Below are 16,722 nucleotides of genomic sequence, written 5' to 3' on the forward strand. Positions count from 1 at the left end.
GAATAACTGAACATTACCTGCATAATCGCCCCTTGAGCAACAACATATATTTAACAATATTTTTCGTTATTTCTTTTGATTTTAGTGCTTACTTTATATTTTTTGATTAGTAATATTAACGCTAGTTTGACGCTTCGCTTTATTTTTTAGGAGTGATGCCACCACTGCCGATGTCATCACAACAACTAAAAATGTGAGAGACCATGCTGTCGGAATCTCATATTCTGTTCCAACCAATAGCATTTTCACCCCGATAAACATCATGATTACTGATAATGCTGGTTTTAAGTACACAAACTTATCTAACATTGCTTGAAGAACAAAGTACAGCGATCGCAAACCCAATAATGCAAATACGTTCGCGGCTAAGACTAAAAATGGCTCTCGCGTTACCGCGAATATAGCTGGTATAGAATCCAACGCAAACATAACGTCCATTACTGCAATGACACCAACAACGATCAGCATCGGTGTTGCCACCCACTTACCAGCTTGCTTTAAGATTAAGTGATTTCCTTGGTAGTCATCTGTAACTGGCAATACCTTTCGAATCAACTGCTCCGGATATGGATTAACCTCTTCTGCTTCGCCTTTGTCGCGAGCTAGCTTAACACCCGTCCAAATAAGGAAAGCAGCAAATAAGTACAATACCCAGTGATACTGTGAAAGTAACTGAGCACCAACCGCAATCATGACAGCGCGTAAAACTAGCGCACCTATCACCCCCCAAAGCAATGCTCTCGGACGCAAATGCTCCGGCACACTGTATTGTGCAAAGATGATGGCAAACACAAACAAGTTATCCACGCTTAGCGACTTCTCTAGTAAGTAACCAGTTAAGAATGAAATCGTTGCTTTGTCGTTCGTATAAGCGCTATGTGGCGCGTAAAAGTCCCAGAATAAATAAATAGAACCTGCAAAAACAAAGGCAAGCAAGAACCAAAAAACACTCCAAACGATGGCTTTTTTCATCGTGATAGCGCCACCACGTGTTTGATAGATATCAAGCGTAACAAGAACAAGGGTAAATAAACCAAAAGCACCATACATCGCTAATGATTCTTGAAGAGGCACCGATTGGCTCAATTGGGTGGTATTTTCGATAAGAGACATATTTCCTCCCATGGCGGAAGGACTTCGTTTGGTGACCTTCCGCAGACAATAACAACCAACAGCCACATAACGATTATGTGCTGCTAGTCAATGAATGCGTTGGTCTCGTTGAAGTGTTGACGTGAATGAACCACGTAACACCTTTACTTACCGGATAAGCTGATGCTTAACGAGATGACGATAAGTAAACTTGCGCTAACTACTCCCCAAACGCCGACATAATAACGCCGAGCGTCAGGCTTTCCAACAAAAAAACCTTGTCTTATCGAAATAAAATTCTTATCAAAAATCAGGAAGCACTATAAAAAGAAAGAAATGGATTCAACCACCTGAACTATAGTAAACAGACAAAAAGCAGCAAATGGCTCAAGACAAACTCTTCATTAGTTAGGGCCCTAACGGGGAAGATAGATACAAAAAAGGAGCATTACTGCTCCCTTTTGTAACATCCACATTCTTAGCAATTCAAAAGCCGCTTAGAGGCACAAAGTAGACCAGTGTCGACCAAATTGCGATCCAAGCAACTACGACTGCCGTATCTGCCCAATCTTTATTCCACATACTGCCATCCTCATCAACGCATGTAGTAAGTGGAGAGCAGCAAAATCAATACCAGTATCTATTATCGACGTCGCTTTGTGTAAAGTTTGTGACTTTGATTCAAACAGTTTGGCTCATCGGTCAGGAGTTCAATAAAACAATCAGCCATGGACAAACTGGTCACACGCCCTTCTCCTTTCATCTCCTGCAATGCGTCGTACCCCTCTTTCCCTTTCATCGTATAGGCAGAAGAAGTCCCTCGATACCAAACATCATCTTGAACACCAACCCATTGTTTGCCATCAAAAATCACTAATGATTGAACTCTTTCACCTTTTGGGGCATCTGCGTGATACTCGAAGTTTAAATTGTAAGTGTACGGATAACTGCCAGATCCAGTGCCTTCTACGCCATTGTTGAGTGCATTATTTATCGCGCCTTCAAGTGCACGGCGAATAGCGCTGCCTTTTACATCGTAAAAGCCGATAGGAATGGCAAAAGGCAACAGTCGTCCGGCAATGTCTGCCACTGTGATGTTGCCAGGGTTCAAAGAGGTTCGCACGCCACCCGCATTATGAATTGCAAATTGAACGTCATATCCACGTTTGTTTAAACAGTGCAGAAATGATCGGGCAACGGAGGAAGCCAACTCACTCTCACCAAATTCATCGGGAATTCTCACATGACGCTTTTTGGTGTCAACACTAGCAATGACTTGTGACTGTAACTGCCTAACCTGAGGAATATATTTATCGCTCAGGATAGCTTGAGTTTCCGGGTGTTTCTTACAAACCACGACATTCGGTTGACCATGGATGAAGTCGCACGCGGTTTCGAATACACCTTGGTCGAGCTGTTGGTTTAGCGTCGAGTCCCAAAAAATACGTCGGCCAAGCAACAGTTCATTTTGTCCACTCAACATCGTTGCTTTACCGTGTTCATCAAACTCAATGACGCAGTGCCCCATTGTCAAAGCATGGAAACCCGCTTGCACCACATAGGTATCATTAATTTTGATACCGTAGGGATCGTCTTGTCCTAACCCTATTGATGAAAAATCACCTTGCAACCGGTGGCTGTGTCCACCAACAATTATACCAATACCTGCGACTTGCTCAGCTAACTCTAAATCACCTTCATAACCTAAGTGGCTCAGAAGAATAATATTTTTTATACCTGATGAATGGATTTGTTTTACGGTCGCCTTGGCGGTTTCAATTGCTGAGTGAAAAGGCGTGTCTGCATCAGGGTTTGCGATGTCGCTCATTTTATCTATGGATAATCCGAAAATCGCGACCCGCTCGCCATGGAATTCTTTAACAATGTATTGAGCGCTCTGTGTATCCGGTTGGTAACTATATACATCCTTGCAATCACTGATACGGTGAGGTTTTTTAAGCGATTCATTGGATAAATCCCAGTTGCCAGCAAGCAATGGGAACTGAGTACGTTGGCAAAACAATGCAACTGGCTCATTCCCCATATCTAATTCATGATTGCCTAACGCCATTGCATCAATTTTTAATGCGTTCAATAAGTCGGCATTGGCTTTGCCTTTAAATAGTGAGAAATACAGCGTGCCTTGGAAGCAATCTCCGGCATGGAGGAACAACATCCCATGACCTTGGCGCTGAGCATCATCTCTTAACTGCTCGACTCTGGTTGCGATACGAGAAAAGCCGCCAGCACTGACATAGGGCTCTAGCGTGAGTTCATTGTTTATCTTAAGCTTTAACTGTAATGACGTTGGTTCAAAGTAGGAATGTGTGTCATTGATGTGTGCCAGTTTGATTCTCACTGGCTTATGATTGTTATTCATCTTCATCTTCTCTTTTTTCATTCCTTATAATAATAAGAAGTGAATCATGACAGAATCATGAATTTTATGAAACTGCGATTTAGGATTTCATGTTTAAGTGATCACGATGCTGTCCCCCGGCTTTGAAAGCAAGCCTCGCTTGTAACGGTCTCTATTCAGTAAGAGGCTCTCGTAATTTTGTGAACTGAGCTTAACTCAAAAATTTCGAATTCATATATGCTTAGGAGTAGCAAAATAACTCTCGATAATTCAAATAATTGCAAGGAGGATTGAGATGAGACTAGAACGCATCGAAATCTCCGGGTTTAGAGGCATCAAACGCCTTTCACTCTCTTTTGACGAACTCACCACGCTTATCGGTGAAAACACGTGGGGCAAATCATCATTGCTCGATGCCCTTTCCATCGCACTACCTGCCAATGGCTCATTGTATCAATTCAAACTGAAAGATTTTCACGTTGACTACTCAATTTCTCATCCACAAACACAACACTTACAGATCATTGTTTGTTTTAAAGCACAGGATAAAAACGAAGTAAAAGCGGGACGCTACAGACGCATAAAGCCTACATGGTGCACCAACGAAGATGGTGAGCAAGTCATTTACTATCGTATTAGTGCGTCTCGCGATGAGCACGGCATTAATACAGAGTACGCGTTTTTGGATCATAACGGCAAACCCAAAAAACTTCACCACTCAGAGAAACTCGCTATTGAGTTAATGACACTTCATCCTGTAATCCGACTACGTGACTCCCGACGCTTCCCAGATTTAAACCATGTCAACGGCGATGGTAAAAATGCTCGGATTGAAAAACGAATCAACAACACCTGTCGACGCTTATTGGCTATGCCTGGCCATGTGAATAAAGGTGAGATTCGTAGTAGCCTCGACTCAATGCAAACGCTTGTTGAACACTATTTCGCGTTCAGAAGTGTCAGTAAAGGCAACCCACGCAAACCTCGTGATGGTCTTTTCTATACAAGCCCTTCCTCTGATAAAGGCTTGAGTCAGTTCTTGAAAGAAACCAATGACAAACAAAGCCGCTTGCTTTTAATGGGGTTACTCAATGCCTATCTTCAAGCTAAGGGTCCCACCGATTTAAGGCGCTGTGCGAGACCAATACTGATTATTGAAGATCCAGAAGGTCGACTGCATCCAACTCATCTAGCGAGAGCGTGGTCCTTATTGCAATTGTTGCCAATGCAAAAGATATTAACCACCAACAGTGGCACGTTACTCGGTTCTGTTCCACTGTATTCAATTCGACGTTTAATTCGGCTATCAGACAGAACCATCGCTAAGAGTTTAAACTCAACAAAGTTTGGTCGAGATGAGTTGCGCCGAATTGGTTTCCATATTCGTTTTCATCGTTCAGGAGCATTATTTGCACGGTGCTGGTTACTTGTTGAGGGCGAAACCGAAGTTTGGCTTTTTCATGAACTGGCTCGTCAATGCGGGTATGACTTGGCTGCCGAAGGGGTTCAAATCGTTGAGTTTGCTCAATCAGGTCTAAAATCACTCATCAAAGTAGCAAAAGAGTTTGGTATTGATTGGCATGTCGTTACCGATGGCGACCCAGCAGGGAAAAAGTACGCGCATGCAGTGCGAGCACAGCTCGACCATGATCAGGAAAGGCATCGACTTACGGAGTTACCCGACCGAGACATCGAGCACTTTCTGTACAACAATGGTTTTGAACTTTTCTTTAAGGACATCATCAAAGTTCCTCATGACCACCCTATCCCTGCTAAAAAAGTCGTAAATCGTGTTTTGAAAAAACATGCAAAACCGGACTTAGCTTTGGCTATTGTTTCTCATTGTGAAGAGAAAGGCATGGAGTGTATTCCTGTTCTTCTGCGCTGGACACTTAAACGCGTTGTTACCATGGCCAACGGCAATACATGAGTTAGACGTATTTTACACTCAGCGTATTGTCTTGTAATACAAAAAAAGCACACCAATTTGGTGTGCTTGTATCAAACATCATTAATTTTGATTAAGGGTATTGAGAGGGATAAAACTCAATACACAGTGGATACCAATAAGATCGGGGGTTCACTACTGTGCTTGCTCAGCAAGCGAAGAAGAAGTAGCGGTTGATTTCGTATGCAACCATAGCCCTGTCGCTTTCATTAGATAGCCAAACACACCACCTAGCAACAACGATGGAATAACAAGTTGCCAGTTTCCATCAGCCGCAAATGTTGCGCATGAACCAATAAAAGTACCAGGGATGTACGCGAGCCAAGCCTGTTTAGCTTGAATACACATGAAGAATGCCACAATAGCGGTAATCACATAGCCAATAATTTCCAACCCCACGTAAGTGGAACCGTGAATAATTACCATTGCCCAGAATACGCCTGTCATATTGGTGATTAAGCTGATGCCTAGTCCTTTCAATCCGCTCGTTGGCGCTGCAAAGTAGCTCGTGCAACCTAAAAAACCAGCCCAAGAAAGCAAACCTAAAGAGATGGCGATCCAACCCCATACGCCAGATAAAATTCCAGTAGTGATAGAAATAGCTAAAAGTGTCGTCATGGTAGTCATACCTGCTCGGCTATTATCGTACCTATATGGTTCAATAACTGCCTTCATACATTGAAATCAAGGACACATGTTAGATACATCAGCTCAGCTTATCGGTGATATTGATCACAATAAGATATTATTATTTTCACAATTTACATTAAAAGTTTGACGCAACCGATAAATCAACAGATTTGGGGAATAAACCCAACTCATCTCGTAGGCATGTTTAATCAACCTTTAAAGAACTGAAGGCTTCCCTTTCATCATTCGCAGCCCCTCTCTTTTAATGCAGTCGACTAATGGGTTTTCTGCCATATCTGAACGCCATATAAATGAAAGCGTCCTTTCCATTTTTAACTCAGGTACATTTAATGCCACAAGATGACCTGCTTCTATATATCGCTCTACATCTAAATACGGTAAGCAAGTAAGGTACTGACCATTAGCAACTAAACTACGTAATACCGGAACATGTTCATATTCGCGCCACACATCCAAATCTTCAATAAGGTGGTGAATAGAACTATCAAATGTTTTTCGTGTGCCAGAGCCATGCTCTCTTAGTACCCACTTCGCTTGCTCTAACTGCGCAAGGCTAACAGACTGATTACGAGCAAAAGGATGATGAGAAGCTGCGACAACAGTAAGATGATCACGACACCATACTTCTTGGTGTAAACGGTTATCATCACAGCGCCCTTCAATAATCCCTAAGTCATACTTGTAATCTAATACCCCATCAATCACCCCTTTTGTACTTTGTACACCGAGGGAAATACGCATTTCTGGAAAGTCATTATCAATGATACTGATAAGGTCGGGAACTAAGTGCTCTGCTGGAGTTTGACTCGCTCCCATACGAATCTCACCACTCAATAAATGTTGCTCATAGAAGCCCATTTCAATCTGCAATGCATCTTGTAGCAAGCGTTTTGCTTTTGGTCGTAACCACATCCCCCAATGGGTTAACGCCATTTGCTTGCCTTGCCTCTCAAACAACGGCCTGCCAAGCATCTTCTCTAATTGCGCAAGCGACATGCTTGTCGCTGATTGTGTCAAAGCCAATTTTTCTGCGGCTTGGCTTACACTGCCGGTATCTGCAACTGCGTCGAAAACCGCTAATTGCTTAAGTGAGTAGCGCAAAGTGTCCTCCATTATTAGTGGGTATTTCCCAATTCCCACAATTGTTAAAGCATGCCCCAATAAGCAATAGAGTTCATTTTACCTAGCCCCGTAAAGTTATCAATTAATTTGATGAGGTTTCTAAATATTATCAATTTTACCTTACTAACCGTTCTCCCTATTCTGAGTACGCGGTTCGGGAATACCGCAAGCCTCAATGGTTTTGAAACCGAAGTCATTGAGGCTCTTAATAAAAACAACAATTTCATTTTTGAGTTAATAACCAAGGATTTTTTATGCGATTACAAATTAAGGAGTCAATATGGCGGTGACCAGTTCTCAAAATCACCAGTATTTTTCTCCAAAAGAGATGATGGTTGAAGCGGAAAAATTTGCGTTAAGTAAGGCAAACAAAACCAGCAGTATGACATTAAGCCTCGCGATTATGGCCGGCGCGTTCATCGGGTTAGCATTCTTGTTTTACATCACGGTGACCACCGGCAGTACGGGCGCTGGTTGGGGCTTGAGCCGCCTAGCTGGTGGACTCGCATTTAGCATGGGATTGATCCTCATAGTGATCTGCGGTGGTGAATTATTTACCAGCTCCGTCCTATCCAGTATTTCTTGGGCCAATAAGCAAATCTCGTTCGGTAAGATGCTTTCGATCTGGGGCAAAGTTTACGTTGGTAACTTTATTGGTGCGATGTTCCTACTTGCGCTGGTTACTGCTGCTGGTCTTTATCAGATGGATGGCGGTCAATGGGGATTAAATGCGCTTAACATCGCACAACACAAACTTCACCACACTCTCATTCAAGCGTTTGCACTCGGCATTCTCTGTAACCTATTGGTTTGCCTAGCGATTTGGCTAACATTTAGTTCTGCAAATGCAATGACAAAAGCAGCAATGACAATTTTGCCTGTGGCAATGTTTGTCAGCAGCGGTTTTGAGCACTGTGTTGCGAACATGTTTATGGTTCCACTTGGTATTGTTATCGCGAATTTTGCACCTGAATCTTTTTGGGCATCTGTCGGTATGCCTGCGTCACAATACGCAGACCTAAACATTAGCCACTTTATTACCGCTAACTTAATTCCTGTCACGCTTGGCAACATCGTCGGCGGAGCGGTATTAGTTGGCCTTTCAAACTGGTGTATTTTTCGCCGACCAGAACTAAAAGCAGCGAATATTTCTTCTATCACTACAACTACAACACTGTCGTCAGTTAAGGATTTCACCATGAAAAATGCCTCTTTTGTTAAAGACATTATGAACCCAAAACCAGTCACCATTCGTGCAGAAACGCCAATTGCAGCCGCGCTGGATGTGTTACTTGATAATCACGTAACGAGCGCACCTGTTGTAGACGTACAAAATCGATTAGTTGGCTTCTTCTCTGCTCACGATGTGATGGTAGAACTATGGTGTGAGGACTACATTCCGGTGAAAGACCAAAAAGTCGTCGACATCATGAGCCGAGATGTGGTCGCAATTGACGCTGGTGATCGCCTCGTTGATGTTGTGGAATTCCTATGTATCGATAAAGAGCAGTTGTACCCAGCGAGCAGTATGGGTATTGCCACTCGCTTGACGTCTTTGTCTCTCGAAGAACGCGCTAAAAGTATCAAAGTAAGTAAGCCACAAGTGCTTCCTGTGCTTGAAAATGGGCAGATGGTCGGGGTGGTTACTCGTACTGAAGTATTAAAAGCACTACGCCCGATTTTTGGTGAGCGTTTAAACCTAGTGGAAAAAAGCGAGTTAGAAACAGCGTAATTCGCTAAACATTTACAACGTCTATTGGCTTTCAATCGCTATCACTGACTGGTTTATCGATGTTAGTGATGTGATTAAGATAATAAAAAAGCGCTCTTCAAGTGAAGAGCGCTTTTAGTGTATCTAAAAGGAACTAATTACTTCTTAATACCTTCGATATGAAGTTCCATATCGACGTAGCTTGAAGCACCCATTACTGGGATGTCAAAGTCAGCAAGCTCTAGGCGAGTGTTGCCAACAAAGCCAGCGCGCTCGCCGCCCCATGGGTCACTGCCAGCACCAACGAATTCAGCCTCAATAGTAATAGGCTTAGTAACACCGTGTAGCGTTAAATCACCAGTTACATCTAGTTTGCCATTGCCTTTATCAACCACTTTTGTGCTCGTAAAGGTTGCTTCACTGTATTTACCAGCATCGATGAAGTCACCACTACGAATGTGTTTGTCACGTTCAGCATGGTTTGAATCTAGGCTGGTTGTATCAACAACAACATTTACTTTTGAGTCAGCAATGTTGTTTTCATCAAAAGAAAAGTCACCAGAAAATGTATTGAAACGACCTTTGATGAAACTGTAACCCAAGTGGCTAACTTTAAAGTTGATTGAAGCGTGAGCACCTTTGGTATCGATGACATAATCTGCAGCTTGCGCACCAAATGGCAGTGCCATAGCGATAGCTAATCCTGTAGCGAAAAGTGACTTTTTCATTTTGAAGCTCCTAACATTTTTCTTAATGTGTTGTCTTTATCGATAAAGTGGTGTTTTAGTGCAGCAATAGCATGTAAGCCTGCAATCAGGATGACTGCCCAAGCTGCATAGAAGTGAATCTCACCTGCAATATCTGATTGGCCTGGGAATAACTCTCCCGCTCCTGGCACGGTGAACCAATTAAACACTTCGATGCCGCGTCCATCAGACGTTGAAATGAGGTAACCTGAAACAAAGATGGTGACCAATAGTAGGTACATGACACCATGCGCTGCTTTAGCAGCAAGCACTTCGTAACGTTTGCCTTCTACCTTTGGTGACGCCGTCACATGTTTCCATACGATGCGTGCCAAAGTTAAAATAGCGAGTAAAATACCGACAGAGCGATGGTAATGCGGCGCAGTTCGATACCATTCGCTGTAATAGCTAAGGTCGACCATCCACAAACCCACTGCAAATAGACCAATAATGCACAGCGCTGATAACCAATGCATCACGCGTGCAGTAAGGTTGTAATTCTTTACCAGTGTATCCATCTCAAGTTCCTAGATATATTCCTAAGTTAATGCTGAGCAAGAAACACTACATTAACCTATTTACGTCATATGAAACAGATTATTTACCATCATTTACATCCAGCCAATGGTACCGTATCTATCAAGTTGTTCGAATTTTTTGAAGGAACTTTAAATCGTTTGTAAAACTGAAACTTACAGCTTAATTTCTTGTTCTATCTCATACAGCTCTTCGGAAACTTCTAACATTCTGCGTTCAACCAGTAACTTAGCATCTTCAACACCCTTGTTATAGTAAATTGGCCCTAGTTTTTCTGTAATAAAATCAATTAGAAACTCACTATCGAACTGGCCAATTTCAACATCTAGCTCGTCTTGCATGTAATCTTGAATGGCGGTGGCCAGCGCCTCTTTTTGTGCGCGTTCTAGCTTTATCATTTTTTCCCTTTCAAATTTTTGTTCAACTTCTGCTTCTTTCGTGTTGTTCTATTAAAGATTAGACACGGTCATTTGTGAGAAATTTGGTGTTTAGATCAAGAAGTTGCCGAAGTAAATTAGTCTATTCTCAAAAGACTATGCTAACCTTTTGCAGTTCGTTTTGTAATTATTAAGGGATATTCTTTGCTACTCGACCTAGTTATTCAAAGTGTTAATGATTTTCAAGACGACTGTCTTAAGCTGTGTGAAAAGCATTACCCTGCGGTGCATAACCAAGGCATGAGTGAGCATCATCTTGGTCTCGCGTTTTCAAGAAGGATGGAACATACTTTTCGTCACTTTGGATACAACTGCGTGATAAAGCCAATCGAAGTGTTGGATTCTCCAGACCTTCCCCATCACTATCGAATTTCATCCGACATCGGCACTGTCTGGGTTCTGAGTCACCATATGGTCAGTGCCGGAAAATCTTGCCGGGAAAACTTACTCTCATCAATTACCGAATGGCAGAGTGAATATGGCTATGCCTTACAGCCTAATGACCTACTCTTTTTGGTTTGCGATCATTGGATAAGTCGCAGCAAAACGAGCCGAGAATTGCTTCATTGGTGGATGGGGGAACTACCCGATCAGATCAACGAATACACAGAACAAGGAATCACACTGTACACCAGCGAGTCGCAACTCACGCAATCGTTGGACACTCGATTCGGTATTAGCCCTTGTTACATTAAGTTTGGGCATCCTTTACGGCGTTCGAACAAACAGCAGTTAGTCAGAAAATATTTGCAGTTGTATGCCGTACTGCAATGGTAGCATCAAATTGAAGTGCTGAGATTATCAATTATTTCATCAATTTGTTTGATATCACTCGACAAAACTACCCATCCATTACCATCGTTCTTGCTTGAGTTAATGAGCACACTTAGATTCATTGCCAATGAAATAGAAAAATTAGCGCGATAACGCTGATGTTGAGACATTGATTTAGGTTGTGGTAACAATGATGAGCATCTCGCAACTACTTAGTTGCATCCGGAAACAAGCCGACGGGCAGTATATTGCGAAATACGCGAACTTCACTCTCCGCAGTGTCTTTCAACCCATATATAAGAACGATATTTCCATCGTTGGCCTTGAAGCACTGGTAAGAATTAGCAATGCCAATGGCACCATGGTTAGGCCAGATCAGTTTTTCCAATCCAAAGCGACTCCCACTCAAGATTTGCTCAACGTTGAACGCTTAAGTCGCCTAATCCATATCAAAAATTTCTCTCAGTCTCGCTTTCACACAAAACAATTGTTTCTCAATGTATTACCGGTAGCGGCAGAGATACTAGTTAAAGACATCACTTATAACCGACTGCTAAAACAAACCATTTATGAATCGCATTTGATGAATGAACAAATCGTCATGGAGTTACTTGAATTGAAGGTGGAGGATGAACTCTCTTTGTCTCAAGCTGCTCGGGAGTTAAGTCTTGAAGGATTTAAATTAGCGATTGACGATTATGGCGTCAATGCATCGACAACTGAGCGAGTGAGAAGCGTTTGCCCAGATATAATCAAGATGGATCGCTCTTTATTGCTAAGGTATGAAAACGGTGATTTTAAAGCGCTTAACGATGCATTATCACTCGCAAAAGCGTTATGCTCTAAAACCGTTATCGAAGGAATTGAAACCGAACATCAACTTCGCTTAATGAAAAAGCTCGGTTTCGATATGTATCAAGGGTACCTACTTGCTATCCCCCAGACGTTAGACGTCTATGAAGAGGCAAAAACAGCCTGACTATGTAAGAACAAAAGTTTGCGCGGTTTAGCGAGAGCTACGTGATTTACCACGATTCTTATGAATCGCCAATTTTGCTTTTAGCTTACGCTTCTCAGATGAACGACTACGACGACGCCCACCCCCATTTTGTTCAGGCTCAACTTCTTCTACAAGACTTGGTTCGAAACCTGCCAGCCATTCTTGGGGTAAGCGTTGATCAAGCAGGTTCTCGATAGCTTGCAACAAGTACTCCTCATCTCTACTCATCAGAGAAACCGCCAAACCTGACTTTCCTGCTCTTCCAGTGCGGCCAATTCGATGGACATAATCTTCTGCTTTGAATGGCATATCAAAGTTCACGACTTGTTCTAGCTCTTGAATGTCTAACCCTCGTGCTGCCACATCGGTTGCAATCAAAGCACGTACCTTACCTTGTTTAAATTCATCCAAAGCTCTTTGGCGGGCACCTTGTGATTTATCACCGTTGATAGAAACCGCTTTGATGCCATCTAACTTGAGCTCTTTCGCTAACTCATCACTGCCTTGCTTCGTTTTTGTAAATACAAGCACTTGCTGCCAATTCCGCGAGCCAATTAAGTACGCTAGCAATTCACGTTTCCGTTTTTTATCCACTGGATAAACCATTTGTGTTACCGTTTCAGCAGTCGTATTTGCTGGTGAAACTTCGACTTCAACTGGCGATTCCATGAGTTTATACGCAATAGTTTTGATTCGCTTCTCAAATGTCGCAGAGAACAATAGGATCTGTTTCTCAGCAGGCAAACGTCGGAAGATGCGCTGCAAGTCAGGCCAAAATCCCATATCTAACATACGGTCGGCTTCGTCTAACACGAGCATATCGGTTTTAGAGATGTTTACGTTACCATTAAACAGGTGATCCAAAAGGCGGCCTGGCGTGGCAATCAAAATATCAGCGCCCTCTTCTAACTTTCTCTTTTGTACGCCAATGCTTGTACCACCATAAACACACACGATGCGAAGTTCTGTTTCTGCCGAGTACTGATTCAAATTATCAAATACCTGCTGTGCAAGCTCGCGTGTTGGAACCAAAATCAATGCTTGAGGTGTGCCGTTAAGTTTCTTTTGCTGAACGGTTTGTATGATAGGTAAACCAAACGCAGCCGTTTTTCCCGTACCAGTTTGTGCAGCAGCAAGTAAGTTTTTTCCTGCAAGGACGTGTGGAATTGACTTTTCTTGCACTGGTGTTGGCGTCACGATATTTAGATTGCCTAGCGTCTCGATTAGCTTTTGTTCGATGCCTAAATCAGCAAAATTAACAGACATGTGTAACCTCATTATTTTTGGAGCGCAGAGTTTACCAGAGCCCCTAAAGCCATACTACTTTTCTATCTCATTGAGTTGAGTCATTAAGCTGTTGCTGAAAATCATACGACTGGCGCAAAACATCTCGATAAAGTGACGAGAACTTCTCTTCTAATTCGGTGTAATCACTTTCAATCACTTTAAATGTTGTGGTTAAGTCTGCCATCCTAGGACTTCTTTGCGACATCCGATGTAGTGCAAATTCTATATTGTCTAGATCTTGATAGGATTGAAGCCATCGGCCATGCCACATTCTGCTGTGGAGCACCAAAAAACGTGGCGGCAAATGTTCATGAACCTCTCGGTTTACTCTCTCGTATGCCGTTTTTACAAAGTGTTCGAGAGACACGGAGTGAAAGTCGTTCCAGTGTTTTGCGAGGCAATGATCCCAAAACATATCTAAAGCGATAGGTGCAAAACGTCTCGCAACACCAGTGAAATGAGGCTTACATTCGTTGACGATTGGATGATGGTCAGTAATACGGTCAACAAATCTATGTAATCTGATGCCATTTGAGATATCGCGATCATACAGCTTGCTTGGATCTCCTTTTACGAAGTCTCCAAGCAAGTTTCCCAATAAATGGCTGTTACTGTGATCTGCGATATGCAGGTGGGCTAGAAAGTTCATTCGACGCCAGTTTTGGCCTCTAGGGCTTGGTGTGACATGAACCTAGTATAACGTCAATTACGACGAGATGAGAGTGTTCCGCTATTCGGCTTCGTTGTCTGAGCCAACGTATTCCGACAAGATAATGCCAATTTCAAGCGCATCTAGCAGCTCTAGGCTCTCATCGTTTTGGTATTGGTCGCTCATTGTGACCTCCTTTATTTTAAGCTCTCTTGCTTTTACTTGCTGACGGCCTGGCTCTTGCCATATCCACATCAGCAACTCCTTTTTATAGTCTTTATATGACACATTCATGACAGCGAGAAGTAAAGATTTAAAAACCTATGAGCATAATCAAAAGTAAACGATTGCAATTAGGTTTCATATCCACTTAACACTTTAGAGAAATGACTCTTTTATCAGCATTCATGTCAATTTAAAGATATAACATACTGTTATAGGCGTCCTTAGATCTCATTTCTTAAACTAAATTTAGTATTCGTTACATATTTTGCTGATTAACTTCGCATATTTTGTTTCGATATAGCAATAGATTTGGTCAATATCTTTTATCTCTAATGGAGCTTTAAATGAGAGAAGTTGAGTTTAGAACGATAGACAGGCTGTTTATCAAGATGTCTATCAACGACAAAATGTGGGTTATATTCCTACTATTTTTAGTAGCCCTCACTTCAGTGGCTGGAAGCCGCTACTTCAATGAAATACAACAATTTGAGCAGCAAGCCATCTCGGCGAGCGAAGCGAAGCTTTCTGGTATCGTTGATGCTCAATCAAACCGCGCTACAGAAATTGACGGCGTATCGAAATCGAACCGCGTAAGCGAGAGTTCTTTTGTCGATGGGTCTGTGACCGCTTATGCCAAGTTGCATTCTGGAGAAGTTATTAAGCTGACTCAAAATGTGTCCACACAATACGAATCGTTAAAATCATCAGCTCTATCGTCACTATTACTTAGCTTCTTATGGGTTATTCCTTTTGCCCTATTCTCTTACTGGGTGGCAACGTTTATCGGAGGAGCTCTGTGGGTTTTATATACAACAACCGAAAAAATTGGTGACGGTGACTTAACCTCTCGTCTTGGTTTTCATCCAGGTCGAGATGAATTCGGTACCATCGGCTGTGCGCTAGACAAGTCTATGGATACCTTAAGTGAACTGGTTAATAGTGTTAAAAATAATGCAACGATGTTGAGCGAGACATCTTCTGCATTCGAAAAAGATATGCAGTTGAGTGAAACCCAGATATCTCATCAATATCAAACGCTTGATTCAGTCGCGACGGCAATGGAAGAAATGACAGCCTCTGCAAAGGAGGTATCAAGTATTTCTCAACAAGCAACGACGCAGTCAGACCAAGATGCCCAGAAGATCGAACTAAGCAGAAGCCGTGTACAAAACGTGATTGGCGAGATAGAGACGTTATCTAGCTATATTGAACAAGCCTCTACGTCAGTAACCAATTTAAACGAGAATACGACGCAGATTAATGACGTAATCACAACGATTAACGCCATTTCAGAACAAACTAATCTGTTGGCACTAAACGCAGCAATCGAAGCAGCCCGTGCTGGTGAACAAGGTCGTGGATTTGCAGTGGTTGCCGATGAAGTACGTACATTAGCAAGCAGAACTCAACAGGCAACAGTAGAGATCCAAGCCATGATTGAGAAGCTTCAAATTGAGAGCCAGAACATTGCTTCAATCACCAACCGAACCGTTCAGCAAGCTCAAACCAGCAGCCAGCTTATTGATGAAATCGGCCATGATGTTACCTCTATTGCCGAGTCAGCACGCTCATTAATGGACATGAGCATTCAGATTTCCACATCTGCTGAAGAACAAAGCGCAGTTGCTAACGATATTGCATCGGAACTTTCAGAAATTCGTAGTCAATCAAGCACAATCAGAGAAGTGGCGGAGCAATCTACCGCTGGCGTCGCTAATCTCACGCAAGCCTCCGTTTCTCTTGGTGAGATATTACAACGCTACCGCACCGCATAACGTTGTGGAACTTATGATCAACAAGGGCTCCTTAAGGAGCCCTTTTCTTTAAACCGTGTTCAACTATTACCTTCGATATTTTCTACGACATCCAAGTGGATATTTGAAGTGAATCTCAAGTTCTCGCTGTACCGGATGAAATAATGTTCTTAAACAAAGCGTTCCGCTATGCTTGATCTTGCCAATTCCAATTTGCTGCTGGAAAACAATATGAATAATTACAAAGACACAAAAGACATAGAGAACCTGAATTGCCCACTCTGCCAAGGAGATGAATATCTCATTTCATCGGATGGCGAGAAATTCACATGCGCTGCTTGCGGATTTCATACAAAAAACTTCTCATCTATCCAATGTCTACATCAAACGCCTTACCTACAGTCTAAACTTAAGCACATCCACAGCTTAA

Annotated in this window: 15 protein-coding genes; 5 read left to right on the top strand and 10 right to left on the bottom strand. The window is 42.4% G+C overall.

The features are described from left to right. Positions 1-93: 93 nt before the first annotated feature. Both R7190_RS12885 and R7190_RS12890 read right to left on the bottom strand, forming a co-directional pair. Positions 94-1,113: a TerC/Alx family metal homeostasis membrane protein gene (locus R7190_RS12885; protein ID WP_186585326.1), complete on the bottom strand. Its 1,020-nt coding sequence runs from the start codon at positions 1,111-1,113 to the stop codon at positions 94-96. A 622-nt stretch (positions 1,114-1,735) separates the two neighbouring features. Then, positions 1,736-3,478, bottom strand: coding sequence for a bifunctional metallophosphatase/5'-nucleotidase (locus R7190_RS12890; RefSeq protein ID WP_186585328.1), 1,743 nt, complete (start codon positions 3,476-3,478; stop codon positions 1,736-1,738). Positions 3,479-3,746: 268 nt separating this feature from the next. Between R7190_RS12890 and R7190_RS12895 the strand changes: the two genes are divergently transcribed. Then, complete coding sequence (locus tag R7190_RS12895) at positions 3,747-5,381, top strand: ATP-dependent endonuclease (protein ID WP_047103581.1); 1,635 nt, start codon at positions 3,747-3,749, stop codon at positions 5,379-5,381. 153 nt (positions 5,382-5,534) lie between these two features. Here R7190_RS12895 and R7190_RS12900 read toward each other — a convergent pair whose 3' ends face one another. After that, positions 5,535-6,017, bottom strand: coding sequence for a DUF1097 domain-containing protein (locus R7190_RS12900; protein ID WP_017634175.1), 483 nt, complete (start codon positions 6,015-6,017; stop codon positions 5,535-5,537). A 228-nt stretch (positions 6,018-6,245) separates the two neighbouring features. Continuing rightward, positions 6,246-7,151 (bottom strand): LysR substrate-binding domain-containing protein, encoded by a 906-nt coding sequence (locus tag R7190_RS12905; RefSeq protein ID WP_005376369.1) that lies wholly within the window; start codon positions 7,149-7,151, stop codon positions 6,246-6,248. A 301-nt stretch (positions 7,152-7,452) separates the two neighbouring features. On the opposite strand from R7190_RS12905, the gene focA reads away from it, so the two are divergent. Continuing rightward, the gene (gene focA, locus R7190_RS12910; RefSeq protein ID WP_186585330.1) at positions 7,453-8,904 is read left to right on the top strand and encodes a formate transporter FocA; all 1,452 of its coding nucleotides are present in this window, start codon (positions 7,453-7,455) and stop codon (positions 8,902-8,904) included. A 137-nt stretch (positions 8,905-9,041) separates the two neighbouring features. On the opposite strand, the gene R7190_RS12915 is transcribed toward focA, so the two are convergent. The 3 genes from R7190_RS12915 to R7190_RS12925 all read right to left on the bottom strand — a co-directional run bounded on the left by R7190_RS12915 (position 9,042) and on the right by R7190_RS12925 (position 10,564). Next, positions 9,042-9,611 carry a YceI family protein gene (locus R7190_RS12915; RefSeq protein ID WP_017634178.1) on the bottom strand — a complete coding sequence of 190 codons (570 nt, stop codon included), beginning with the start codon at positions 9,609-9,611 and terminating at the stop codon, positions 9,042-9,044. Continuing rightward, on the bottom strand, positions 9,608-10,147 hold the full coding sequence (locus R7190_RS12920; RefSeq protein ID WP_005390157.1) for a cytochrome b: 540 nt from the start codon (positions 10,145-10,147) through the stop codon (positions 9,608-9,610). The genes R7190_RS12915 and R7190_RS12920 overlap by 4 nt, the downstream gene beginning before the upstream one ends. Before the next feature lie 174 nt (positions 10,148-10,321). Beyond that, complete coding sequence (locus tag R7190_RS12925) at positions 10,322-10,564, bottom strand: DUF2164 domain-containing protein (RefSeq protein WP_042520836.1); 243 nt, start codon at positions 10,562-10,564, stop codon at positions 10,322-10,324. 183 nt (positions 10,565-10,747) lie between these two features. On the opposite strand from R7190_RS12925, the gene R7190_RS12930 reads away from it, so the two are divergent. Both R7190_RS12930 and R7190_RS12935 read left to right on the top strand, forming a co-directional pair. Beyond that, positions 10,748-11,380 (top strand): hypothetical protein, encoded by a 633-nt coding sequence (locus tag R7190_RS12930; RefSeq protein WP_005376385.1) that lies wholly within the window; start codon positions 10,748-10,750, stop codon positions 11,378-11,380. Between the two features lie 187 nt (positions 11,381-11,567). Continuing rightward, the gene (locus tag R7190_RS12935) at positions 11,568-12,356 is read left to right on the top strand and encodes an EAL domain-containing protein (protein WP_054576002.1); all 789 of its coding nucleotides are present in this window, start codon (positions 11,568-11,570) and stop codon (positions 12,354-12,356) included. Positions 12,357-12,383: 27 nt separating this feature from the next. Here the strand turns inward: R7190_RS12935 and R7190_RS12940 are convergent, their stop codons facing one another. The 3 genes from R7190_RS12940 to R7190_RS12950 form a co-directional block, all read right to left on the bottom strand. Continuing rightward, a complete protein-coding gene (locus R7190_RS12940) occupies positions 12,384-13,643 on the bottom strand; it encodes a DEAD/DEAH box helicase (RefSeq protein ID WP_165439108.1) in 1,260 nt (419 codons plus the stop codon). Between the two features lie 67 nt (positions 13,644-13,710). After that, complete coding sequence (locus tag R7190_RS12945) at positions 13,711-14,313, bottom strand: ACP phosphodiesterase (protein WP_054730575.1); 603 nt, start codon at positions 14,311-14,313, stop codon at positions 13,711-13,713. Between the two features lie 81 nt (positions 14,314-14,394). Beyond that, positions 14,395-14,568: a hypothetical protein gene (locus R7190_RS12950; protein ID WP_017820948.1), complete on the bottom strand. Its 174-nt coding sequence runs from the start codon at positions 14,566-14,568 to the stop codon at positions 14,395-14,397. Between the two features lie 314 nt (positions 14,569-14,882). On the opposite strand from R7190_RS12950, the gene R7190_RS12955 reads away from it, so the two are divergent. Continuing rightward, complete coding sequence (locus tag R7190_RS12955) at positions 14,883-16,313, top strand: methyl-accepting chemotaxis protein (protein ID WP_005376380.1); 1,431 nt, start codon at positions 14,883-14,885, stop codon at positions 16,311-16,313. Positions 16,314-16,722 lie beyond the last annotated feature (409 nt).

The sequence above is a fragment of the Vibrio sp. 1078-1 genome (assembly GCF_033340475.1).